The sequence below is a fragment of the Dyella sp. 01L423 genome (genome assembly GCF_056399945.1).
Genome location: NZ_JBFTSI010000001.1, coordinates 383,627 through 407,531 on the forward strand (window position 1 = coordinate 383,627; position 23,905 = coordinate 407,531).

Here is a 23,905-nt window from a genome sequence, read left to right on the forward strand (position 1 = left end):
ACAAACCGTTACGTGATCGCTGAGAGGGGCGCATGAGACTTCAAGACCATATCGATTTCACCACCCTGCAGTGGGTCAAGCCCGAGCTCGATGAGACGCTCGCCGTGGCCCGCGAGGCGTTGGAGTCCTACGTCGACAACCCGGGCAACCGGGATGCGATGCGCTCCTGTGCGGACAGCCTGCACCAAGTGCACGGCACCTTGCGCATGGTCGAGCTATACGGCGCCGCCATGGTCACCGAGGAGATGGAGACACTCGCCATCTCGCTGCTCGAAGACCATGTGGCGAACCGTGAGGAAGCCTACGCCGCGCTGATGCGTGGCCTGATGCAGCTGCCCGACTACCTTGAGCGCCTGTCCGGCGGTCATCGCGATGTGCCGGTAGTGCTGCTGCCGCTACTGAACGATCTGCGTTCCAGCCGCGGCCAGCAGGCGCTGCACGAATCGGCGCTGTTCACGCCCAATCTCGAATTCCCGCTGCCGGCCCAGGCGCCGACGCCGCCGACGGAATTGCTGGTGGAGCGTCAACGCAGCGAAGTCACTGCGCTGCGCCTGCGCTTCCAGCAGCAGCTGCTGTCGTGGTTCCGCGGCCAGGGCAACGACCAGCAGCTGGCTGGCATGATCCAGACACTGGACGCCATTACCGCGCGCTGCCACACCATCCCGGGCCGCCGCCTGTGGTGGATTGCGGCCGGCGTGCTTGAAGGCGTGCAGCAGGGTGCACTCAAGGCCCAGGCCGGCGAAGTGCGCCAATTGATCGGCAAGGTCGACCGCAGCATCCGCCAGCTGGTGGAACACGGCGAAGCGAACCTGCGCGGTGGCGACGCCGACGAGCTCGCGCGCAAGCTGCTGTACGTGGTCGGGCAAGTCCGTCAGGGCAGCCCGCGCATGGAGCTGCTGCGCCAGACTTATTCGCTCGATGCATTGCTGCCCGAAGCAAGCGAAATCGAACACGCACGCGGCTCGATGGCCGGCCACAACCGCGCGTTGCTGGACTCCGTCGCCAAGGCGCTCAAGGACGACTTGCTGCGGGTGAAGGAAGCGCTCGACCTGTTCCTGCGCCAGACCGACGCCGACCCGGCTCAGCTGTCCAGCCAGACCGAAGTGCTCGAACGCGTCGGCGACACCCTGGGCATGCTTGCCCTGGGCGTGCCGCGCCGCGTGGTGAATGAACAGCGTCGCGTGCTGGAAGAAATCGCCAGCCGCGTGCGCGCACCGGACGAAGAGCTGCTGCTCGACGTCGCCGGAGCGCTGCTCTACGTGGAAGCGTCGCTCGACGATCACATCGAAAGCCTTGGCGCCGACGGCGAAACCGCCGCCGAAATGCCGACCGCGATGTTGCCGCGCAGCGAAGCGCGCCACATCCTCGCCACGCTGATGCACGAGGCCACCGCCAACACCGGCAAGGTGAAGGACGCCATCGTCGCCTACGTCGAATCGGGCTGGCAGTCGACCCAGCTCGCCGACGTCGGCGCGCTGATGGACGAAGTCGCCGGTGCGATGCGCATGCTGTCCGCGCCGCGCCCGGCCGAACTGGCCGAGGGCATTGGCCGCTTTGTTGGCAACGAATTGCTGGCCGACCGCCGCGTGCCCAGCACCGCGCAGATGGACCACCTCGCCGACGCGCTGGCCGCACTCGAGTACTACCTCGAAGCCGCGCGCGAACATCGCGGTGGTCTCGAACACATTCTCGACGTCGCCGAGCACAGCCTCAGCAGCCTCGGTTACTGGCCGCCGCCGGCCGTCCGCGCGCCGTCGGAAGACGAACTGGACGAGCCGCCGGCAGACGTCGCACGCGCCGCGGACGCCGCGCTTGCCGCGGCACTCGCCAACCAGCCCGAACTTTCCGAAAGCGTCAGCCTGGGTCACGGTGAGGACCTGTCGGGTCTGATCGTGGGTCACAGCGACACGCCCGAGCCGGTGCCGCAGGAGATCACCGGCCTGCGCCTGGCCGATACCGTGCACGTCACGCCGCAGGAACCGGTGCAGGCCAGCGAAGACGACTGGATCGAAATCGAAGAAGAAATCGTCGAAGAAGTGACGGTTTCCGGTTACGCCGCCGTCGACGCGGGCTTCCAGTCCAGCACTGCCGGCATCGACGACGACATCCGCGACATCTTCCTGGAAGAAATGCAGGAAGAAATCGACAACCTGCATGCCGCGCGCAAGACCTGGCTGGCCGACCCGCAGCAGATCGATTCGCTCACCTCGATTCGCCGCTCCTTCCACACGCTCAAGGGTTCGGGCCGCCTGGTCGGCGCGACCATGCTGGGCGAGTTCGCGTGGAAAGTGGAAAACATGCTCAACCGCGTGCTGGATCAGTCGATCCCGCCGAGCCAGGGCGTGCAGGAAGTGGTCAGCGCCGCCATCGACGCCTTGCCGCAACTGCGTACCGCACTGACGGGCGATGGCCTGGTCACGGCACCGCTCACCGCCATCATGGAAATCTCTGAGCGTCTGTCGGCCGGTCAGGCCGATGCACGCCTGGCCGACATTGCTCCTGTTGGTGGCACCGAGACGGTGCGCCGCATCGTGCGTCGTCGCGTGCCGCGCGTGGACACCTCCGCCGAGGCCATTCCGGCGTCCAGCCTGGCCGCGATCGAAAGCTCGCCGTCCGAGCCGGTGGCGCCTGCGCACGAGTTCATCGCCGCGCCGGTGATGCCGCCGATCGATCCAGTGCTGCTGGAAATCCTGCGCAGCGAAGTGGCGCAGTACCTGGCCACCATCCGCACCGCGATCAACCGCGTCGACGGCGAACTGCGCGTGGAGGACAGCCTGTTGCGCGCCGTCCACACGCTGCATGGCGCCATCGCGATGGTCGACATCCCGGTGCTGACGCAGCTGTTGTCACCGCTGGAAAGCCTGCTCAAGCGCCTGCGCGCCGCGGGCCTGCCGCTGTCGCCGGAAGGCGTGATGCTGCTGAGCCAGAGCGCCGACGCGGTCGATCACGTCATGGGTCAGTTCGACGTGCCGTCGCCGCAGCTGCCGGACCTGGACAACCTGATCCATCGCCTGACGGAGCTGCGCGACAGCCAGCCCGAGCCGCAGGTCGCGCACGTGCTGTTCGAGACGCCAGCCGACCTCTCGGACGACGCACCGCTGCACGCCGCCGAATCCACCCACGAAGCCACGTTTGGTGCCTCGCTGGACGAGGCGCTCGCCGACGCCTCGCAGCCGGTGGAACACATCGAACTGGCCGCGCCGCCGGCAGTGTCCGAGACCGACAAGTACACCGACGAACTGCTCGCCGCCTTGGGCGAGTTCGATCTCGATGCTCACTTGCCGACGGCCGAGCAGACCGCGCATCACGCGCCGACGCACGTGCCGGCGACGGACGAAGACGAATTCAGCAAGGCTTATGCCGACCTGCTCGATGACGCCGAGACGCTCGAAATCGGTCCGGTGGCCGACGAGCCCGAAGTATCGATCGAACACATCGCTATGCCTGAAGCGGAGCTCGAGGAGACGACGCCGTTCGTCGAGATCGAATCCGCCGAGCCGGAACTCGATCAGATTGCCGAGCCGGTGATCGAGCATGTCGAGCCGGTCGAAGCGATTGTCACGGTCGACGAAACACCGATCGAAGAAATCGTGCTGGAAGCGCCGGTGCTCGATACGCCGGAAGTGCCGAGCGAAGTAGAGGCCCCGGTCGAAGCTGCTGCGGCTCCCGAAGCGGAAGTCGAAGAAGCGCCGACGCAGGCTGCGCCGGAAGAAGAAATCGACGAGAACGCACTGCTCCCCAGCCAGATCGATCCCGACCTGCTGGAAATCTTCATCGAGGAAGCGCGCGAGATCCTCGATCACTCCGACGGTGTGCTCGCTCTGTGGCGCGCCGAGCCGAGTGCGATCGAACACCTGGGCGAGATCCTGCGCGACCTGCACACGCTCAAGGGCGGTGCGCGCATCGCCGGCATGGTGCCGGTGGGTGATTTGACGCATGCCATCGAAACGGCGCTGGAACGGCCGATCCACGCCGAATCGGCACATATCGGTGAACTGATCGCCGCGCTGGAAGTGGGCTTCGACAAGCTGCACGGTCTGGTGCAGCTGGTCTCGCAAGGCCGCCCGGTGGCTTACCCGCAGGCTGTCATCGACCGCTTCCTGGCGATGGCCGGCGAAGGCGAAACGGCGGTGTCCGCCGAGGCGCCGGAAGCGCCCAACGTGGTGCCGTTCCCGGCCCGTCCGGTGGTGCTGTCCGAACCGCTGCCCGAACTCTTGCCGGAGTTGCTGCCGGAAGACCGCGAAGACGCACCGAGCACGCCGCAGGAACAGATCCGCGTCCGCGCCGAACTGCTCGACACGCTGGTGAACCATGCCGGTGAGGTGGCGATCTACCGCTCGCGCCTCGAGCAGCAGGTGGCCGGTTACCGCTTTAACCTGGTCGAACTCGACCAGACCGTGCAGCGTCTGCGCAGCCAGCTGCGCATGATGGAAATCGAAACGGAAGCGCAGATCATCGCGCGCTTCCAGCGCGAGCACCGCGAAGCGGGCATCTCCGTGTTCGATCCGCTCGAGCTGGACCGTTTCTCGCAGCTGCAGCAGTACTCGCGTGCGTTGGCCGAGTCGGTATCCGACCTTGTGTCCATTCAGGGCATGCTGGACGAACTGACCCGCCAGGCCGAAACGCTGCTGATCCAGCAGTCGCGCGTCAGCTCGGAGCTGCAGGAAGGCCTGCTGCGCACGCGCATGCTGCCGTTCGACACGATGGTGCCGAACCTGCGCCGCACGCTGCGCCAGGCCGCGCAGGAAGAAGGCAAGGGTGCCCAGCTGTACGTGGAAGGCGCCCACGGCGAAATGGATCGCAACCTGCTCGACCGCATCAAGGCGCCGTTCGAACACATGCTGCGTAACGCCGTGGCACACGGTATCGAGTCGCCCAAGGATCGTCGCAAGGCCGGCAAGCCGGAAGAAGGCGCCGTGCGCATCCGCGTGGCACGTGAAGCCACCGAAGTGGTGGTGCGCGTGACCGACGACGGCCGCGGTCTCGACCGCGACGCGATCCGCAAGCGCGGCATCGAGCGTGGCCTGATCCGCAACGACACCCGCCTGAGCGACGACCAAGTGCTCGCCCTGATCACCCAGCCTGGCTTCTCCACCGCCAGCAGCGTGACCCAGCTGGCCGGTCGCGGCGTGGGCATGGACGTGGTGGCGAACGAAATCAAGCAGCTCGGCGGTGCGCTGTCGATCGAATCGAAGGAAGGCCAAGGCACCACCTTCGTGCTGCGCTTGCCGTTCACGCTCGCCGTCACCCAGGCCATCCTGGTGCGCATCGGCGAATCCAACTACGCCATCCCGATGACCTCGGTGCAGGGCGTGGCGCGCATCAGCCCGGCGGAACTGGCCGAGCGCATGGCCGAGCCGGAGCCGACCTTCGTCTACGGCGGCGAGAGCTTCGACATCCATCACCTGTCCGAATTGCTGGGCGCGGTGACCACCCACGTGGGCGACGACGAGCAGGTTCCCTTGCTGCTGACCCGCGCGGGCGACCTGCGTGCCGCGATCCGCATCGACGCCGTGATCGGCTCGCGCGAAATCGTGGTGAAGTCGGTCGGTCCGCAGATCAGCTCGGTCCCGGGCATCCTCGGCGCGACCATCATGGGTGACGGCTCGGTGCTGATCATTCTTGATCTCGCCCCGCTGGTCCGCCACGGCATCGCCCGTCGCCTGCAGCGCCTGGACGAAGGCCTCACCGCGGTGGCAACGCCGGTGGTGGAAGAGCAGCGCGTGCGCCCGCTGGTGATGGTGGTCGACGACTCCATCACCATGCGCAAGGTCACCGGCCGCGTGCTGGAACGCCACGAGTACGAAGTGGCCACGGCAAAGGACGGCGTGGACGCGCTCGAGAAGCTGCATGAGCGCGTGCCCGACCTGATGCTGCTGGATATCGAAATGCCGCGCATGGACGGTTACGAGCTGGCTACCCAGATGAAGTCCGATCCGCGTCTGCGCGATGTGCCGATCATCATGATCACCTCGCGTACCGGCGATAAGCATCGCCAGCGCGCATTCGACATCGGCGTCGATCGCTACCTCGGCAAGCCTTATCAGGAAGCCGAATTGCTGGCGCAGATTGGCGAAGTGCTCGAGCAGCGAATCACGGAGTCGCTCAATGGCTGAAACGGCGACCGCGGTGGCGTTGTTGTTCGATGACGTGGAACTCGGCGGGCAGCTGCGTGAAGCGTTGCGGGAACGCGGGGCCAGGATCGTGCACGAAGGTGCGTTGTCCACGCTCGACAAGCAGATGCTCGCCAGCACCGGCGCCGAAGTACTGGTGGTGAACCTGGACGAAGACGCCGACGACGATCTCGATCGCCTCTACGACGTGATCGACGGCGACCGCCCGCGCGTGGTGTTCAACGATGCCGCCGCCAGTCGCTCGCTCGATGGTTGGGATCGTGCCCGTTGGGCGCGCCATCTCGCCGTGAAGGTGATGGCGCAGGGCGATCTGGATCCGCCGCGCCCGCAGGATGCGCCGGCCGTGCCTGAAGTGGCCGAGCCGGTGGTGCTGGAAAGCGTCGAGGCTGCGGCAGTCGTTGTGCCCGAGGAACCGCTGCCCGGTTTTGCCGCTGCGTTGGAACCGGTCGCGCTGGCTGAGATCACGCCTGCCGAAATCACGCCGCAGGCAGTGGAAGCCACCGAAGTGCAGTCCGAGTCGCTGGCTGCCGAGCTGGAGGCCTTCATCACTGCCGACGAGCCGGCGCTGGTCGAAGCTGAAGCTGGTTCGGAGCTGTCGTTCCACGCCGTTGAAGAACCGCTGCACCTGGATGATTTCGCTGCGCTGAAGGATGTGCCCTTCGAAGCGGAAGACGATTTCGGTTCGGGTCTGAAATTCTCGGCCGACGAACCGCTGCCGGAACTGCACGACGGCAACTTCGGTGCGCTTGACGGCGCCGCAGCGGCCGATCACGAATTTGGTTCGGGGCTGAAATTCAGCGCCGACGCCGAGCTGCCGCCGCTGCATGACGGCAGCTTCGGGCTGGATACGCTGACGACCCAGGGCCATGCGCCGATCGACGCGCCGGCGCACGATGCCGCCGCGCGAAACATGCCCTCGTTCCAGCTTGATCATCTCGCCCTGGCTCCGCTCGACGAATCATTCATGCCGTCGATCGCGGCGCCGGAGAGTCAGGACAAATCGCCCGCTTCCTTGCTGGGCGCAGCCTCTGCCTGGGCCCTGCTCGACGAAGGCGAGGCGCCCGCGCTCGCGGCGTCTGCACCGGCGCCGGCCAAGGCCACGAATTTCGGCGTCGAAAAGCTCAGTGCCGCGGATTTCCTGGCGCCGGAAGGCGGTGAGGAAACCGCCTCCATCATCGAGCCAGGCATGACGCTGGAACTGGTCTCGATCGAAGAAGCGCTGGCGCCAAAGGAATACGACGCCACTGTCACCGAAATGATGCTGGATGATCTGGACAGCGCCATCAGCCGCCTGCTCGTGCTGGGCGCCGCGGCGGACAGCCTCGAGGCGGTGTGTTCGTTCCTCTCGATGTTGCCTGCCGACCTGCGCGCAGCCGTTCTGCATGTCCAGCATCTGGGCGGCAAGTCGGTCGAGGCGTTGTCCGATACATTGAAGCGCTACAGCGAGCTGCCGGTGCGCGTTGCCGCACAGGGCATGCGTGCCCGCATCGGCGAAGTGCTGGTGGTGCCCGACGGGCAGCAGGCGCGCGTGCATCGCGACGGTCGCGTGGAATTGCAGTCGCTGGACAATAGCGACGTGCGCAGCTCGCCAATCGATGCGAGTTTCACGCTCGCGGCCAATGTGTTCGGCCGCAACGCGCAAGCCATCGTGTTCGCGGGCCAGGCCAACGATGCACTCGGCGGCTGCCAGGCGATCCACGATCGCGGCGGCCAGGTGTGGATCGAGTCGTCTGACGGCCAGTTTGCCGATATGGTGCACGGCATCGAAGCCGAGCGTCTGCACAGTTATTCGGGCACGCCTGCGGAACTCGCGGCGCGCCTGGTGGAAGAGATGTCGATGGAGGGCCGGCGATGAGCGATTTGCCACTACCGCGTGAAATTCGTTGCGTCCTGGTGCCGGTCGGCAACCTGCGCTTGCTGTTGCCCAATGCCACCGTGGCCGAAGTGATCACGATGCCGACGCCTGAAGCGGTGGAAGGGGCGCCCGCGTGGTTGCTGGGCCGCATCGCCTGGCGCGGTTGGCGCGTGCCGTTGGTCTCGTTCAACACGTTGGCGGGAGCCGGCGAGAGCGACAGCGAACAGTCCTACCGCGTCGCCGTGCTGAAGGCGCTGGGCGGTCATCCGGATCTGCCCTTCATTGCTGTGGTGACGCAGGGCTTCCCGCGCCTGACCACGCTCAATGCCGAGCTGATCATCCCAACCCACGACGGCGCACCGCTGCCGCCGGGCGTGCGGGCCCAGGTGCTGGTGCGCGACGACATCGCGGTGATTCCGGATCTGGAAGGCATGGAAGCAGAGCTGCTCGAATTGCTCGAGCCGGCGGGCTGAAGAATCCCGGTTGATCGTATGACACTCGAAAACACGTCCTGCATGGGCGTGTTTTCGTTTCAGTGTTTGGCTTCCAACCACATGATCGCCTGAGCGCCCATCTCCCTCACCGTCATTCCGGCCTGCGCCGGAATGACGAGTGGCAGGAATGGCGTTTCTGGGGTGACCGTTACACGTCGCCGTGCAGGGCCTGCAACGCCGCCAGCGCGGCAAGGCCAGCGGTCTCCGTGCGCAGGATGCGCGGCCCCAGCCGCAGCCCTTCGAAACCCGCCTCGGTCAATGCAGCCGTATCGCGGTTGCCCAGTCCACCTTCCGGGCCAACCACGAGCAGGCCGCCGGCCGGCGTGAAACGCAGCTCCCCCGCACGCCGGCTGCCTTCGGGCAGCAGGGCGAGGCGTAGCGCGCCATCCTGCGGAAGGTCGCGCAGCCAATGTTCCAGCGGGACAGCCGGCAGCACCTTCGGCAGCCGGGCGCGGCCGCTCTGTTCGCAGGCGCTGGCAACGACGGCCTGCCAGTGGGCCAGGCGTTTCTCGGCGCGGGCGGGGTCGAGCTTCACCTCCGAGCGCTCGGTCAGCAGCGGCACGATGCGCGTCACCCCCAGCTCGGTCGCTTTCTGCACGATCAGATCCATCTTTTCGCCGCGGGCCACGCCCTGGGCCAAGGTCAGCGGGAGCGGCGACTCGTTGTCGACCAGCTGGGCGGCCTCCACCCGCACCGTGACATCGCGCTTGCCCACTGCCTTGATGATCGCGGGGTAGTCCACACCATCGCCGTTGAAGAGGGTGATCGGCGAGCCGGCTGTCAGGCGCAGCACCCGAGCCACGTGCTCGCCCGCCTGGGCCGGCAGGCCCAGTTCCAGGCCCACGGCCAGCGGCAGTTCGACATGTATGCGGATGGTGCGCATGAGGCGTTATGGCAGGGACGAAACGAAAAGCATAGCGGACCGGCGAGGCACCGTCCGATGCGGCCTGCGCCCGACTAGCTGAATGGGCGAGAGATGCCGTTCTGGCGGCATTTGCCTGCCGGGCGGAGCCGGAGCAGCATGTAGGTCATCCCTCATTCCCCGGAGGTGGATCATGGTCAGCAAAACCCTACTCGTACTAGCCCTGGCGCTGGGTACGGCCCCACTTGCGATGGCACAGACCTCGGCAGTCGCGGGTGCCACGGTGCAGGCGAGCCAGCAAGGCGTGGCCGACCCGTCTGTGTCCAAGAAGCCGCCCCAGCCGGGCGACCGCAACTGCCTTCAGAGCACGGGCAGCCTGATCCCCGCCAAGCCGGGTACCTGCCTGCCGGTGGCCGGTCGCAGCTATAGCTACCAGGACATCCGCAACACAGGCCAGCCTACGCTGGGTCCGGCATTGCAGCAGCTGGATCCGAGCATCACGGTGACCGGCGGTCACTAGGCGACGGCACGCTCGATGCCGGCCACGGCGGTATCGACGAGATGATCGATCTCGTCGGTACTCACCACGTAAGGCGGCATGAAATAGATGATGTCGCCTAGCGGGCGCAGCAGCGCTTCGTGCTCGAGTCCATGCAGGTAGACGCGCAGTCCGCGTCGTTCCGATGAAGGGAACGGCGTGCGCTTGGCTTTATCCGCCACCAGTTCCACCGCGGCAATCATGCCGGTCTGGCGCACGTCGGCCACGTTCGGATGCTCGCGTAGCGGCGCCAGGCGCTTGCTCAAATGCGCGGCCAGCAGGCGGTTGCGTTCCAGGACCGGCTCGTCGTCGAAGATCCTCAGCGTTTCCAGCGCCACGCGGCACGCGAGCGGGTTGCCGGTGTAGCTGTGCGAGTGCAGGAACGCCTTGCCGGCGCTGTATTCCGCATAGAACGCCTCATAGACCCGGGGCGTCGTCAGCACTGCGGACAACGGCAGGAATCCGCCGGTAAGTCCCTTGGAAAGACACATGAAGTCCGGCGAGACGCCCGCTTGCTCGCAGGCGAACAAACTGCCCGTGCGACCGAAGCCCACGGCGATTTCATCGGCGATGAAATGCACGTTGTATTCGTCGCACAGGCGGCGCAATCCCGCCAGATAGTCCGGGTGATACATGCGCATGCCGCCAGCGCATTGCACCAGCGGCTCCACGATGACCGCACACACTTCGTGCGCGTGCCGTTCCAGCAGCTGGCGCAATTCGTCGAGACGGCGTTTGGCGACGTCGCTCGGACTCTCGCCCGGCAACGCTTCGTACGTATCGGCCGAAGGCGCGAGGATGGGCGTGAGCAGCAACGGCGCGTACGTCTTGCGATAGAGCGCCACGTCGCTGACGGACAACGCACCCAGCGTCTCGCCGTGATAGCTGCCGGTCAGCGCGATGAAACGCGTCTTCTCGCCATGCCCCTGGTTGAGCCAGTAGTGGAAGCTCATCTTCAGCGCCACTTCGATCGCGGCTGAACCGTTGTCGGCATAGAACACGCGCTCCAGGCCCGGCGGCGTCACGCGCACCAGGGCTTCGGCCAGTGCGACGGCGGGCTCGTGCGTGAAACCGGCGAAAATCACGTGCTCCAAGGTCTTGGCCTGATCGGCCAGCGCCGCCGCCAGGCGCGGATTGGCGTGGCCGAACAAGTTGGTCCACCACGAGCTGATGCCATCGAGGTACCGCCGGCCGCTGGTATCGATCAGCCACGCGCCCTCGCCGCGAGCGATCGGCACCATCGGCACCGTCTGGTGGTCGTGCATCTGCGTACAGGGGTGCCATAGCAGGCTCAGGTCCCGACGCACCAGCGCGTCGGCAGCGGGGAGAGTGTTCATCCGGCTATGATCGGCGTTTCGAGCGTGCCTGCTCAAGTCTTGCGTCCACCAGGGAGCCGATTTGAAGGTTTGGCGTATTGCACTCACGGGCCTTTTGGCCTTGCTGATCATCGTTTTTGCGCTGCTGTGGTTCCTCCCGGCACGCTGGGCCATGCCCTGGCTCGATGCCCGCCTGAATGGCGTGCGCCTGCAAGAGGTCAGCGGCCTGCTATGGGACGGCAAGGCTGGGCGGGTGGTGTCGGCACGGGGCGAGAACCTGGGCACGCTGCAATGGCAGCTGTCGCGCGCTGCGCTGCTGGGCGACAACCGCTTGCATGTGGAACTGCATGGTCCTCGTGTCGATGTCGTGGGCACGATGACCGGCAGTCGCGCCACCGAGGCCACCTGGACGGACGTCCAAATGCGCATTGACCTGGCCGTGCTCGGCGCCGGTCCGCTGGTGTTGGGCGGGATGCCGCGAGGCACGCTGAGGGCTACTGTGGGCAGCATCGAATTGCGTGGCGGCTGGCCGTGGTCGATGGAGTCGCGGGTGGAGTGGCAGGATGCTGCGTTGAGCATGCCGCGCCAGGGTGAACTTCGCCTGGGCAGTGTGCATGCCGAGCTGCGCGCAGCGAATGGCGTTATCGAAGGACCCGTGCAGGACGACGGCCATGGTCCGCTGCGCGTCGACGGTCGCCTGCAATTGAGCCCGCTGGCGCGTCGCTTCGACGCCGTCGCGGCGTCGCGTGGCAACGATCCCGCGCTACAGCGTTGGCTGGCCGCTTTTGGCGCAGTCGATGCCGATGGCGTCACGCACATCCATTACAGTGGTGGTCTGGCCGCCGCCATCCACGGGGAACAACGATGAGCGAACTGGATCTGCCCAAGGCGCTCGCCGCCGCACGCGAGGCCGCCGAAGCCGCAGCGCTGGTGCTCCGGCATTACTGGCGCAAGGGTGTGGCAGTGGAGCTCAAGAGCGACGACACGCCGGTCACCGTGGCCGATCGCGAAGCCGAACTGGCCATACGCGAGATCCTGCAGAAAGCGCTTCCGCAAGCTTCCATCTACGGCGAGGAATTTGGTCGCGACGACCACAACCCCGAACTGCTGTGGCTGGTCGATCCGCTGGATGGCACCAAGAGCTTCGTGCGTCGAACGCCGTTTTTCTCCACCCAGATCGCACTCATGCATCGCTGCGAATTGGTGCTGGGCGTATCTAGCGCACCTGTTTACGGCGAGGTCATGTGGGCCAGCGCGGGCGGCGGCAGCTGGTTCGACGGCGAGCGCGTGCAGGTCGCCGGAACGCACGAGATGGGGAAGGCGTCGCTTTCCACCGGCAACATCAAGACGCTGACCAAAGATGCACGCTGGCAGGCGCTGGGCGCCATGATTGCCGACAGCAATCGCATCCGCGGCTACGGCGATTTCTGCCATTACCACCTGTTGGCGCGAGGCGGTCTGGATCTGGTGATCGAATCCGATGTGAATATTCTCGACGTGGCCGCGCTCGCCGTCATCGTGCGCGAAGCGGGCGGCGTGTTTACCGATATCCACGGCCACGCCCTCTCGCTCGACACGACGAGCGTGCTGGCCGGTACGCCGGCGATCCACGCCCAGGCGCTCACCCGTCTCGCACTCCCGCACTGAGGAACGCTCATGGAAGGCATCGCCCCCATTTATGCATTGCTGCTGGGCAACAGCCCGATGTTCATCGCGGCCGTCATGGGCATCGCGCTGGCTGCCGTGCTGTGGCCGCTTGCGCGCACGTCGGCGCTGCTGATGCTGCTGGCCTGCGTGCTGCAGGTGCTGATCACGCTGGCCAATGCGGCGATGTATGGCTGGTATCTGCCGCACGCGACGGCGCAGGGCACGATGGCGAGCGTCCGGGGCATCCTGATGATCTGGTCGGTGTTCGGCAGCCTGCTGCATGCCATCGCGTTCGGCTTGCTGATCTGGGCCGCTTTCGAGGGCCGCAAGCGGCTTCCGGCGGCCGGTCGCTGAGCCGCGCTACAATCGCCCGATGCACAAGCCACCGATCATCCATGCCACCCGGGACGTGCACGACAGCAGTTTTCTACGCGTCGAGCAGCTTGATCTCGAATTCTCCAACGGTGAGCGCCGTACCTACGAACGCTTGAAGGGCAGCGGGCTGGGCGCCGTCATCATCGTGCCGATGATCGACGACGAGACCGTGCTGCTGATCCGCGAGTATGGTGCGGGCGTCGGTCGTTACGAATTGGGCCTGCCCAAGGGGCGCCTGGATCGCGACGAAACCGTGGAGCAGGGCGCCGATCGCGAGCTCAAGGAAGAGATCGGCTATGGCGCGCACAAGCTCAAGATCCTGCACAACCTGTCGCTGTCGCCCTCGTACATGACGCATATGGCGCACGTAGTGCTGGCGCAGGATCTTTATCCGGAACGCCTCGAGGGCGACGAGCCCGAAGAACTCGAAGTGGTGCCGTGGAAGCTGGCCGACCTGCACACGCTGGTGGCTCGCGACGATGTCACCGAAGGCCGTTCCATTGCCGCACTCTTCATGGCCCGCGAATACCTCGCCGGCCGGTTTCAGCCGACATGACCGACGCCCCGTTCTCCACCTTGCTGCAGCAGATCGCGGCGATTGCGCGTGATGCTGCCGAAGCGATTCTGGTCGTCTACGGCCAGGATTTCGAAGTCGAGCGCAAACTGGATCACTCGCCCGTGACCGCCGCCGATCTCGCCGCCCAGCGCGTGATCACCGCCGGCCTCGCCGGGCTGGACGGCGTGCTGCCGGTGATTTCCGAAGAGGCGCGGGCTGCCCCATGGTCGCAGCGGCGCGAATGGCCGCGCTACTGGCTGGTCGATCCGCTGGATGGCACGCGCGAGTTCATCAAGCGCAATGGCGAGTTCACGGTGAACATCGCGCTGATCGAAAATCACGAGCCTGTGCTCGGCGTGGTGCTGGCGCCGGTGACGGGCGAGCTATACGCCGCCGCACGCGGCGAGGGTGCGTGGCTGCAGCGCCAGGCCGGCGCCGACTGGCAGCGCATCGGCACACGCGGCCTGCCTGAGCCCGCAATGGTCGCGGGCAGCCGCTCGCACGGCGGCTCGGGCGTGGCCTTGCTGCGGCAGCTGATCGGTGACGACTACACATCGGTGTCGCTGGGTTCGTCGCTGAAGTTCTGCTTGGTGGCGCGTGGCGATGCGGACGTCTATCTGCGCCGCGGCGCCACCAGCGAGTGGGATACCGCTGCCGCGCAAAGCGTGCTGGAGGAAGCCGGCGGCGCCGTGCTCGACCTCAACGGCGAGCCGCTGCGCTACAACCGCGGCGATTCGTTGATCAACCCCGAATTCATCGCCGTGGGCGACGTGGCCATTGACTGGAAGTCGCGCCTGCAATCGGCCGATATGGAAGCCTCATGAGCGACGCCAAGCAGCACAGCATGGATGACCTGCTCGCCATCATGGCGCGCCTGCGCGACCCGCAGAACGGCTGTCCCTGGGATGTGCAGCAGGATTTCGCCACGATCGCGCCGTACACCATCGAAGAGGCGTACGAGGTCGCCGACGCGATCGATCGCGAGGATTGGCACGATCTGCGCGACGAACTCGGCGATCTGCTGCTGCAGGTGGTCTTTCACGCGCAGATGGCGCGGGAAAAGGGCTTGTTCGAATTTGCCGACGTGGCCCACGCGATCAGCGACAAGATGCTGCGTCGCCATCCGCACGTGTTCGGCGATGAAAGCTATGACGATCTCGACGCGCAGAAGCAGGGCTGGGAAGACATCAAGGCCGCCGAGCGCGCCGCCAAAGGCGAGCAGCACGACGACAGCGCGCTGGCTGGCGTGTCGCGCGGACTGCCCGAGTGGAAGCGTGCACTGAAGTTGCAGGAGCGCGCCGCCAAGGTTGGATTCGACTGGCCCGACGAGCAGCCGGTGCTGGGCAAGCTGCTGGAAGAAGTGGACGAGGTGCGCGCCGAATTCGCCAACGGCCGCGATCGTCAGCGCCTGCAGGATGAAATTGGCGACGTCTTGTTCGTGATGGTGAATCTGGCGCGCCACGCGGACGTGGATTTTTCGCAGGCACTGCGCCACGCCAATGCCAAGTTCGAACGTCGCTTCCGCACGATGGAGCAGCTGGCGCAAGATGACGGCAAGGGGCTGGCCGAGCACGATCTGGCCGCACAGGAAGCACTGTGGCAGCGCGCCAAGCGGCTGCACGACACGCCCGCCTGAAACCCTTCGGCGCTGCAAAAAAGGAGGCACGGGCTCTGGGGTTCCCGTGCCTCAGGGCATGGCGCTGCCTACCGGCAGTGCCGCTTTTCTTCTTATGCTTTAAGACTTCGGCTGATTGCGGCGCTGTTCCCACTCGCTGCGCATCTTTTCCATGTCGGCGCGCATCTTCGCTGCGTTGGCGAGGTTCTCATCGAGACTCTTGCGCAGCGTGGCAATCGCCTGATCGGGGTTGGCAGGCGCGGCCTGCAGGCGAGCCAGCTGGTGATACACGTAGGTGCGCACGCGCGGGTCCTGCGACTTGGACAGCACGTCGTTGTAGAGCGCCGGCAGCTCCTTGCCGCGGCCGCTTTCGCGGTAGAGGCGTTCCAGCGCGGCGAGATCACCGATCACCGGCGATTCCGGCCCAGCCATGCCGGGGCGGCCGAAACCGGGATGCCCAAAGCCGCCGACACCGGGGCCGCCCATGGGGCCCGGCATGGCGTCATGCGCCATCGGCGCGGTCTTGCCGGCGGGACCCTTGGCGGGCGGCGCCGACGGGGCGTCCTGGGCCACGGCCATCGAGGCCGCGCCGGCGACCATCAGAGCGAATGCGGAGGCGAGCAGTGTCGTGCGTTGCATGGCAGTGGGTCCCCACGTGGTTCGTGAAGTCTCCAGAACGCTAGTGGCCGGCACGCGTTGACGCCCAGGCTATAAACCTTTTCCCGCGGGGCGCCATCCAAGCCTTGTCCCGTCAACAAGGAGCACCTCATGCGCCGTCTCATCCTCGCCGTCCTGCTGCTGGCACCGCTGGCGTCTTATGCCGACCAGTGCCAGTACTCGGCCCCGCGTAATCTCACGCTCGACCTTGCCGGCGTACGCGAAGTGCAAGTGGAACTGCGCAGTCACGACCTTCATCTGAGCGGGAGCGACGGCGCCAAGGGCGGCACGGTCACCGGGCGCGCCTGCGCCTCGGATCCGAAGCTGCTGGACGATCTCACCGTGACGCAGCATCGCGAAGGCGATCGTCTCATCGTGGAAGTGGGCGGCCATGAGCGCAGCCACATCTCGTTCGGCTACACCTACACCGATCTGAAACTGGACATGCAGGTACCGTCACAGGTCCCGGTGGTCCTCAACGTGGGTTCGGGCGACGCATGGGTCAGCGGTCTGCAGCGCCTGAGCACCCAGGTCGGCTCCGGCGATGTGCACGTCAGCAAGATTTCCGGTCCCTTCGCCTTGAGCGTCGGCTCGGGCGACATCGATGTGAACGACGTGGGCAGCCTGGATGTGGGCTCGGTCGGCTCCGGCGATCTGAAGATCAGCGGCGTGCGCGGCGATGCGCGCGTGGGCAGCATCGGGTCGGGCGACATCGGCATCCGCGGCGTGGGCGGCAATGTGCGCGTGGATACGCTCGGTTCGGGCGACCTGGTGGTGCACGACGTGCAGGGCGACTTCTCGCTCGGCGCCAAGGGCAGCGGCGACGTGAGCCATTCCGGCATCAAGGGCAAGGTGAGCGTGCCGCGCGATCGCGACGACTGATCAAGCCGTCACTGGGCGCTGGCCAGGTCAACCCAGCCAGCGCATCACCAGATAGACCAGCGGTGCGCATATCAGCAGGAACGGTATCGACACCATGTGCAGCAGCCGCATACCGTGCGGCTGTTTCGCCAGGCGCAAGGCAATCAGGTTCGCGAGCGACCCGATCGCCACGCCAAAGCCGCCGACGTTGACCGCCACCGCCAGCGCCATGGGATCGGGTGCGTGTCGCAACAGCAGCACGGTGGCCGGCACATTGCTGATGACCTGCGATGCCAGGATGCCGCTGGCATAGAGCGTGAGTGGATTTTCCAGGTTGATGCTCGCCAGCGCGCGCTGCACCGGCGCCAGTTCGGCGAAATGCCCCAATCCCAGGAAGATCGCAGCGAACGTCACCAGCAGCAGCCAGTCGATGCGGCGCAGCGTGCCGAACTCCAGCAAGGCAAAAGGCACGATGAGCAGCAGTGCGCCGAGCGCGGCATGGTTGTGTTCCATCATCACGACCATGCTGACCAAGGCCAGCACCGAAAGGATGGCCTGGGAGCTCGACACCGGATGGCCGTCGATATCCTCAGCGTGCAGAATCACGCGGCCGCGCGGCATCCACACCAGCGTGAGCAACAGCACGAGCACAAACATCACGCCGAACGCCGGCAGCATCGCGCGCATGAACTCAAGCAAGGGCAGGTGGGTGTACTGCCACAGCAAGAGGTTCTGCGGGTTGCCGATGGGGCTGAGCGTGGAGCCTGCGTTTACCGCGAGCGCTTCCAGCACCACCGTGCGCATCACCGGCAGGTTCGAGATGCTGCCGATGGCCAGCGTCAGCGGCACCAGCAAAAACAGGCTCACGTCGTTGGTGAGCACCATCGACAGCAAGGCCGTGGTGCTCACCAGCAGCACACCCAGCCCGCGCAGCGAATGCACGCGCTCGATCAAGGCCGCCGCCGCGTGCTGCACCAGCCCGCTGTCGCGGATGCCCTGGATGCAGATCATCAGGCCGAGCAAACCGGCCAGCGTGGGCAGTTGCAGCCAGCGCTGATAGTTGGTGAGCGGACGTGGATCGATGATGGCGAGCACGATCGCCAGCAGCGCAAAGGCAACAAGCAGGCGTTCGTGCCCGAGACGTTTGATCCAGCTTGGCACTCAGCTTTCCCTTAGCAGACGCATCGGCGAGGTGCGGCTGACGCGCGCCGTACCGGCCAGGCCAAGCAGCATCACGACGATGGCCGCCACCAGTGCGGCCAGGAGCAGCGAGCCTAGCGGTGGCACGAAATGTTCGATATGGAAGATCGCGTGGCCCAGCCACATCCCGGTGCCTGCAGCGCCGAACGCGGCGGTGAGTCCGGCCACCAGGCCGAGCAGGGCAAACTCGCACGCAGCCGCCATGCGCAGCTGCGTACGGCGTGCGCCCAGCGTGCGCAGCAAGGCCGCTTCATGGCGACGCTCCTGCGCGCTCGATGCCAGCGCCGCGGCGAGCACCAGCGCACCGGCGAGCAGGCTGAAGCCCAGCACCCAGCGCACCGCGCCGCTCACCTGGTTTACGATCTCGCGCACGCGATCGAGCATCGCATCCACGTCGATCAGGCTGAGGTTGCTGTAATCACGCGAGAGTTGCGCCAGCGATTCGGCGTGGCCGCGCGGCAGGTAGTAGCTGGCGATCCAGGTATGCGGCAGCGAGGCAGCGTGCGCGGGATCGAATACCAGGAAGAAGTTCACCCGGAACGACGTCCAGTCCACTTTGCGGATGCTGCCCACGCGCGCGTCGATGCTGCCTTCGCCCACGTTGAAACGCATCATGTCACCCACCTTCAGGCCATACATGTCGCGCCACATGGTGTCGATGGACACCTCAGCCTGGGCGGGATGATCGCCATGCCACTGGCCGGCAATCACTTCGTTGCTCGGCGGCAGGTCGGCGGCCCAGGACAAGCGCAGCTGGCGGTCTGACCAGTCCTTGGCGCGCTCGTCCTTGAAATGCAGCTGGTCGATCGGCTGGCCATTGATCGCGGTGAGCTTGCCCACGGCCAGCGGCAACATGTTGAGGCGTTCGCCGCCGATGCGCGCGAGCGCCTGTTGGAAGCCCTCGCGCTGATCGTCCTGGAGATTGAGCACAAACCAATTTGGCGTATCGGCCGGCAATTCGCGACGCCAGCCTTCGAGCAGGGCCGGCGCCACGATGGCCAGCAGCAATAGTGCGACGAGTCCGAGACTGAGCGCCGTCGCCTGCAACAGGCTCATGCCGCGACGTCGGGCCAGCGCGGCCAGCCCCAACCGCAGCGCCGGATGCGCGCCTGGCGCGACCCGACGGGCAACCCACAACAGCAGCGCCGAGAGCAGGGCGGCGACGATCGCCACGCCCACCAGGCTCACCGCGAGGATGCCCGCGAGCTTGGCCGAGCCGCTCTGACTCCAGATCAGCAGCAGTGCCACCAGGGCCGGCACCAGATACAGCGCATCGAAACGCCGCACGCGGCGCGCCGCGCTTTCGCGGAACACGGCGACCGGCGGTACCTCGGCGAGACGTGCCAGCGGCGGCAGGGCAAAGCCGGCCAGCACGGCCAGACCCATCACCGCGGCGGCCACCGCAGGCCCCAACGGTAGCGTGGTGGGGATGGCGGAGAACAGCTGGCTGGCGAAACTCCAGGTGATCTGCGCCAGGCCAAGCGCGAGCAAGCCACCGACGATCACGGAAGGCACGGCGAGCAGACCCAGCGTGCCGACCAGCAAGCCAAGCACCTGTCGCCGTGGCGTGCCGAGCGCGCGCAGCAGGGCCACTTCGTTGGTCTTGCGGCGCGCATAGCGCTGTGCAGCGAGCGCGATCGCCACGCCAGCCAGCAGCGCGGACAGCAGCGCCGTGAGGCGCAGGAAGGCGCTGGCGCGGTCGAACGCGCTGCGCATGCGCTCCTGCGTCTGCTCCGGCGTGATCAGCTCCGCACCCTGAGGCAGCGTCTGTGCCTGCACCCACGAACGCCAGTCCTGCACCGGCGACGGCTGCCCGGCGACCAGCAGGCGATGACGCGCACGGCTGCCCACGGCCAGCAGGCCAGCTTGTTCGGCGTCACCGATGTTCATCAGGGCCCGCGGCGCCATGGCGACCAGTTCCCCGCCGTCGGGCAGGCGCACCAGCTCCGCGGCAATGCGCAGGTCGCGCCCACCCAACTGCACGCTGTTGCCCACCTTCAGGCCGAGCGCGACCAGGGCGCGATGATCGAGATAAACCGTGCCCGCCGCCGGCCCATGACCGACGACGGTGCCGCCGGACCCTTGCGACAGTTCCATCGTGCCGCGCAGCGGATAAGCGCTGTCGGTGGCGAGCACATCGAGCAGCTGGCTTTGCTCATGCGCAAAGGCGACGCTGGGGAAGCTGGCGCCGCGGGTGGCCTGCAGGCCGCGCTCGCGCGCCTGCTCCGCATAGTTGGCCGGCAGCGCCTGCGGTGCGCTGATGCCGACGTCGCCGCCGATCAATTCCGCTGCGCTGGCGAGTACGCCGCGTTCCATGCGCTCGGCCAGCGTGGCGACCACGCCCAGCGCAACCACAGCCAGCACCAGCGATGCACCCAGGGTGCGCAGCTCGGGCAAATGCCATTCGCGCCGCAGGCTGCGCAGGGAGAGCGTGAGCAGCCTCATGCGTACTGACTCGTCATGGCGCCACCGCCGCCGGCGCGCGCGGCGTTACCAGCACGCGGCCACTGTCCAGCGTCACCTGGCGTGAGCAGCGGGCGGCGAGCTTGGGATCGTGCGTCACCAGCACCAGGGTGGTCTGATGATCGTGGTTGAGCGAGAACAGCAGATCGCAGACGTGTTGCCCGGTGCGTTGATCGAGGTTGCCCGTGGGTTCGTCGGCAAACAACAGGCGCGGGCTGTTCACGAAAGCGCGGGCGATGGCCACGCGTTGTTGCTCGCCGCCCGAAAGCTGGGCCGGATAGTGGCGTCGGCGGGCGCTCAGCTCGACGGCCTCCAGCGCTTCGCGGGCACGGGCGCGGGCATCGTCGCGTCCTTCCAGCTCCAGCGGCAGCATCACGTTTTCTTCGGCGGTCAGCGCGGGCAGCAAGTGGAACGACTGGAACACGAAACCCACCAGCCGGCGGCGGATATCCGCGCGCGCCTCTTCATCCATGCGCTCAAGCGCATGGCCGTCGAGCGCGATCTGGCCGCTCGATGCCGTATCCAGGCCGGCCAACAGGCCGAGCAGGGTGGTCTTGCCCGAGCCCGAGGCGCCGACGATGGCGAAGCTCTCGCCTTCGCGCACTTGCAGCGACACGCCGGTGAGAATGTCGAGCCGGCCCTCGGGGCCTTGCACCGACTTGCTAACATCGATCGCGTCCAGCAGGACACCCTTGGAGTCTGTTGATGGACTCTTGGATAAAGCGGAGGCATTACCACTCATGCGTCGTTTCCTATGTTGCCTGGTCGTGCTGTGGGGTGCCGTCGTCGGCACCGCCCAGGCGGCCCCGTCGAAAACCGTACTCGTGCTGGGCGACTCGCTGTCCGCTGCACACAACATCCCGGTCGAGGCCGGCTGGGTCCATTTGCTCGGCGACCGTCTCACCAAGATGGAGCCGGGTTGGACGGTGGTCAATGCCAGCATCAGTGGCGAAACCTCGTTGAGTGGTCGAAATCGCCTGGCGGCGTTGCTGGAGAAGACGAAGCCCGCGGTGCTGGTGATCGAACTGGGCGCCAACGATGGCCTGCGCGGCCTGCCGCTGGCCCAGCTGAAGGACAACCTTGCGGCCATGATCGACGCCGGCCAACAGGCGCATGCGCGCGTCCTGCTGTTAGGGATCGAGCTGCCGGTGAACTACGGCCCGCAATACCGCGACGGCCTGCGCACCATCTACGCCGACCTGGCCAGGACCCGGAACACCGCCCTGGTGCCCTTCCTGCTGGATGGCGTGGCGCTCAAGCCCGAGCTGATGCAGGACGACGGCCTGCATCCGGTGGCTGCCGGCGAGCCGATGGTGCTCGACAACGTGTGGAAGGGACTGGCGCCACTGTTGCGTTAGCGTGAGGATAATCACAACCGCGTGTGAACCGGGGCCCTGTTCTTTCACGTGACCCTCACGACGCCGGTCGTTAGCTGTTCACCTTTGTGAAATCAGCTTCAGGAGGTACGGATGAGCTCGCGCGACGAACAGGCAGGACTAATCCTTCTGGTCGAAGACAACCGCCAGATCGCTGAAATGGTCGGCGAATTTCTCGAGCGGCGCGGCTATTCGGTGGACTATGCCGCCGATGGCGTCAGCGGTCTTCATCTGGCCGTTTCCAACAGTTACGACGTGGTCGTCCTCGACCTGATGTTGCCGGGCATGGATGGCCTGGACGTATGCCGCAAGCTTCGCCGCGATGCCAAGAAGTCCACGCCGGTGCTGATGTTGACCGCGCGCGACACGCTGGAAGACAAGCTGGTCGGTCTTGAGGCCGGCGCCGATGATTACCTGGTGAAGCCCTTCGAGGTACGCGAACTGGAAGCACGCCTGCGTGCACTCATTCGCCGCGACCGTCGCCAGGTCTCCACCGAAATCCTCACCGTGGGCGATATGACGCTCGATACGGCCACGTTGCGCCTCGTGCGCGGCGGGCAGGAGCTCACCGTCTCGCCGATTGGCTTGAAGCTGCTGGCCATCCTGATGCGCGAATCGCCGCGCGTGGTCAGCCGGCGCGATATCGAGCGCGAGATCTGGGGCGACACGTTGCCCGATTCGGACACCCTGCGTTCCCATCTCTACAACCTGCGTCGCGTGATCGACAAACCCTTCGACCGCCCCCTGCTGCACACCATCCACTCCGCCGGATATCGCCTTGCCGATCTCGAGTCGGAGGTGGCATCTGCCTCGCAGCCGGCATGATCGCGCAAGCATGAGTTGATTATGGCCAGCAGGGGTAGTGCACAGCCCGCGCGGGCGTTCCGCCGCGGGCTGTATCATCGACGCATGGCGATCATTTTTGGCTTGCAACTGCTGGCCATCGTGATCGTGTGCCTGATGGGCTTGTACAACGTCGCTCCCGTGAGCGCGGTGCTGGTGCTCATCGTGATCATCAGTGCGCTCTCCTGGTTCGCGGCACGGCGCCAGTGGGCGCCGGTGAGTCGGCTTGCCCAGGCCGTCAGCGACTGGGACGAACAACCCACCGGCCTCGATGGCTGGCGCCCGGACCAATTGCCGCGACGCACCGACGCCGACGTCGCCACGCTGGCCAGCAGCCTCTACGGATTCGCCAATCGCATTGCCGGCTACAACCAGCGCGAGCGGAATTTCACGCGCGATGCGAGCCATGAACTGCGCAGCCCGCTCACGGTGATCAAGATGTCCGCCGATATGCTCGCCGACGATGCGTCGCTGGGCGAATTCGGCCAGCGCTCGGTGCAACGCATCAAGCGTTCCACGCGCGAAATGGAAGCATTGGTGGAGGCGCTGCTGATCCTTGCCCGCGAGTCCGACAACGGACTGACCGAGGAGGATTTCGTCGTCAACGACGTGATCCGCCACGAGTTGCCCGACGTGATGGAAATGCTGGAAGGGCGCCCCATCAGCATCGAACTCGAAGAGCCGGCGCGTTTCGTGTTGCACGGTTCGCCGCGCGTATTCGCGGTGTTGTGCTGGCAACTCATCCGCAATGCCTGCCAGCAGGCGGAGGGCGGCACGGTGGTGATTGCCGTGTTGCCGGGTGTGGTGACGGTGTCGCATCGCGGCGAGGCCTTGCCGTCCCAGGGCGCGAATCGTCACGGCTTTGAATTGGCCATCGCGCAGCGCATCAGCGAGCGATTCCATTGGCCGCTGGAACTGCAGACGCGCGAAGGGCGTCGTCACATCGCGCGTATTCGTTTTCCGGAGTCCACGCCGGCGTCGGCGTAGGGCTCGTGCAGAAGTAACGCAGACCTTGCAGGTACAGTCCAGCCGCGCCTGCTTTCGTCATTCCGGCGCAGGCCGGAATCCAGTGACTTCAGTCCACAAAGTTCGTCGCTAAGCTGAGGACCGGGG

Annotated in this window: 20 protein-coding genes; 14 read left to right on the forward strand and 6 right to left on the reverse strand. The window is 66.2% G+C overall.

Translation table 11 applies throughout. From position 1 onward, the window contains the following. Positions 1–32 precede the first annotated feature (32 nt). Genes AC1DMY_RS01680 through AC1DMY_RS01690 form a run of 3 tightly spaced genes read left to right on the forward strand, consistent with a single transcriptional unit; the run spans position 33 to position 8,462 of the window. Positions 33–6,116, forward strand: a complete 6,084-nt coding sequence (locus AC1DMY_RS01680) for an Hpt domain-containing protein (protein WP_477163305.1) — start codon at positions 33–35, stop codon at positions 6,114–6,116. Beyond that, positions 6,109–7,989 carry a chemotaxis protein CheB gene (locus tag AC1DMY_RS01685; protein ID WP_477163306.1) on the forward strand — a complete coding sequence of 627 codons (1,881 nt, stop codon included), beginning with the start codon at positions 6,109–6,111 and terminating at the stop codon, positions 7,987–7,989. The genes AC1DMY_RS01680 and AC1DMY_RS01685 overlap by 8 nt, the downstream gene beginning before the upstream one ends. Next, positions 7,986–8,462 (forward strand): chemotaxis protein CheW, encoded by a 477-nt coding sequence (locus AC1DMY_RS01690; RefSeq protein ID WP_477163307.1) that lies wholly within the window; start codon positions 7,986–7,988, stop codon positions 8,460–8,462. The genes AC1DMY_RS01685 and AC1DMY_RS01690 overlap by 4 nt, the downstream gene beginning before the upstream one ends. Positions 8,463–8,631: 169 nt before the next feature. On the opposite strand, the gene AC1DMY_RS01695 is transcribed toward AC1DMY_RS01690, so the two are convergent. Then, entirely contained in the window at positions 8,632–9,366 is a 735-nt protein-coding gene (locus AC1DMY_RS01695) for a 16S rRNA (uracil(1498)-N(3))-methyltransferase (RefSeq protein WP_477163308.1), read from the reverse strand. Between the two features lie 172 nt (positions 9,367–9,538). Between AC1DMY_RS01695 and AC1DMY_RS01700 the strand changes: the two genes are divergently transcribed. Continuing rightward, a complete protein-coding gene (locus tag AC1DMY_RS01700) occupies positions 9,539–9,865 on the forward strand; it encodes a hypothetical protein (protein ID WP_477163309.1) in 327 nt (108 codons plus the stop codon). Here AC1DMY_RS01700 and AC1DMY_RS01705 read toward each other — a convergent pair. After that, positions 9,862–11,220, reverse strand: coding sequence for an adenosylmethionine--8-amino-7-oxononanoate transaminase (locus AC1DMY_RS01705; protein WP_477163310.1), 1,359 nt, complete (start codon positions 11,218–11,220; stop codon positions 9,862–9,864). The genes AC1DMY_RS01700 and AC1DMY_RS01705 overlap by 4 nt on opposite strands. Before the next feature lie 61 nt (positions 11,221–11,281). Between AC1DMY_RS01705 and AC1DMY_RS01710 the strand changes: the two genes are divergently transcribed. The 6 genes from AC1DMY_RS01710 to mazG are packed head-to-tail and all read left to right on the forward strand — an operon-like array spanning position 11,282 to position 15,413. Next, complete coding sequence (locus AC1DMY_RS01710; protein ID WP_477163311.1) at positions 11,282–12,067, forward strand: type II secretion system protein N; 786 nt, start codon at positions 11,282–11,284, stop codon at positions 12,065–12,067. After that, on the forward strand, positions 12,064–12,846 hold the full coding sequence (locus AC1DMY_RS01715) for an inositol monophosphatase family protein (protein ID WP_477163312.1): 783 nt from the start codon (positions 12,064–12,066) through the stop codon (positions 12,844–12,846). Before AC1DMY_RS01710 ends, AC1DMY_RS01715 begins: the two co-directional genes overlap by 4 nt. A gap of 9 nt (positions 12,847–12,855) precedes the next feature. Next, a complete protein-coding gene (locus AC1DMY_RS01720; protein ID WP_477163313.1) occupies positions 12,856–13,200 on the forward strand; it encodes a hypothetical protein in 345 nt (114 codons plus the stop codon). A 19-nt stretch (positions 13,201–13,219) separates the two neighbouring features. Further along, positions 13,220–13,777: an ADP compounds hydrolase NudE gene (gene nudE / locus AC1DMY_RS01725; RefSeq protein WP_121878143.1), complete on the forward strand. Its 558-nt coding sequence runs from the start codon at positions 13,220–13,222 to the stop codon at positions 13,775–13,777. After that, entirely contained in the window at positions 13,774–14,601 is an 828-nt protein-coding gene (cysQ, locus tag AC1DMY_RS01730; RefSeq protein WP_477163314.1) for a 3'(2'),5'-bisphosphate nucleotidase CysQ, read from the forward strand. Before nudE ends, cysQ begins: the two co-directional genes overlap by 4 nt. Then, positions 14,598–15,413 (forward strand): nucleoside triphosphate pyrophosphohydrolase, encoded by an 816-nt coding sequence (mazG, locus tag AC1DMY_RS01735; protein ID WP_477163315.1) that lies wholly within the window; start codon positions 14,598–14,600, stop codon positions 15,411–15,413. Before cysQ ends, mazG begins: the two co-directional genes overlap by 4 nt. A 99-nt stretch (positions 15,414–15,512) precedes the next feature. Here the strand turns inward: mazG and AC1DMY_RS01740 are convergent, their stop codons facing one another. After that, the gene (locus AC1DMY_RS01740; RefSeq protein ID WP_477163316.1) at positions 15,513–16,031 is read right to left on the reverse strand and encodes a hypothetical protein; all 519 of its coding nucleotides are present in this window, start codon (positions 16,029–16,031) and stop codon (positions 15,513–15,515) included. 129 nt (positions 16,032–16,160) lie between these two features. Between AC1DMY_RS01740 and AC1DMY_RS01745 the strand changes: the two genes are divergently transcribed. Continuing rightward, positions 16,161–16,931 (forward strand): DUF4097 family beta strand repeat-containing protein, encoded by a 771-nt coding sequence (locus tag AC1DMY_RS01745; protein ID WP_477163317.1) that lies wholly within the window; start codon positions 16,161–16,163, stop codon positions 16,929–16,931. Between the two features lie 27 nt (positions 16,932–16,958). Here the strand turns inward: AC1DMY_RS01745 and AC1DMY_RS01750 are convergent, their stop codons facing one another. From AC1DMY_RS01750 to AC1DMY_RS01760, 3 genes are read right to left on the reverse strand one after another with little or no spacing between them, the layout of a single operon-like run. Beyond that, positions 16,959–18,071, reverse strand: a complete 1,113-nt coding sequence (locus AC1DMY_RS01750; protein WP_477163318.1) for an SLC13 family permease — start codon at positions 18,069–18,071, stop codon at positions 16,959–16,961. Next, complete coding sequence (locus AC1DMY_RS01755; RefSeq protein ID WP_477163319.1) at positions 18,072–20,555, reverse strand: ABC transporter permease; 2,484 nt, start codon at positions 20,553–20,555, stop codon at positions 18,072–18,074. A 13-nt stretch (positions 20,556–20,568) separates the two neighbouring features. Continuing rightward, positions 20,569–21,315 carry an ABC transporter ATP-binding protein gene (locus AC1DMY_RS01760; protein ID WP_477163320.1) on the reverse strand — a complete coding sequence of 249 codons (747 nt, stop codon included), beginning with the start codon at positions 21,313–21,315 and terminating at the stop codon, positions 20,569–20,571. On the opposite strand from AC1DMY_RS01760, the gene AC1DMY_RS01765 reads away from it, so the two are divergent. From AC1DMY_RS01765 to AC1DMY_RS01775, 3 genes are all read left to right on the forward strand, one after another. Further along, positions 21,314–21,931 carry an arylesterase gene (locus AC1DMY_RS01765; RefSeq protein ID WP_477163321.1) on the forward strand — a complete coding sequence of 206 codons (618 nt, stop codon included), beginning with the start codon at positions 21,314–21,316 and terminating at the stop codon, positions 21,929–21,931. The two genes, AC1DMY_RS01760 and AC1DMY_RS01765, sit on opposite strands and share 2 nt — an antisense overlap. A 111-nt stretch (positions 21,932–22,042) precedes the next feature. After that, on the forward strand, positions 22,043–22,774 hold the full coding sequence (locus AC1DMY_RS01770; RefSeq protein WP_046970365.1) for a response regulator transcription factor: 732 nt from the start codon (positions 22,043–22,045) through the stop codon (positions 22,772–22,774). A gap of 84 nt (positions 22,775–22,858) precedes the next feature. After that, a complete protein-coding gene (locus AC1DMY_RS01775) occupies positions 22,859–23,779 on the forward strand; it encodes a sensor histidine kinase (protein WP_477163322.1) in 921 nt (306 codons plus the stop codon). Positions 23,780–23,905 lie beyond the last annotated feature (126 nt).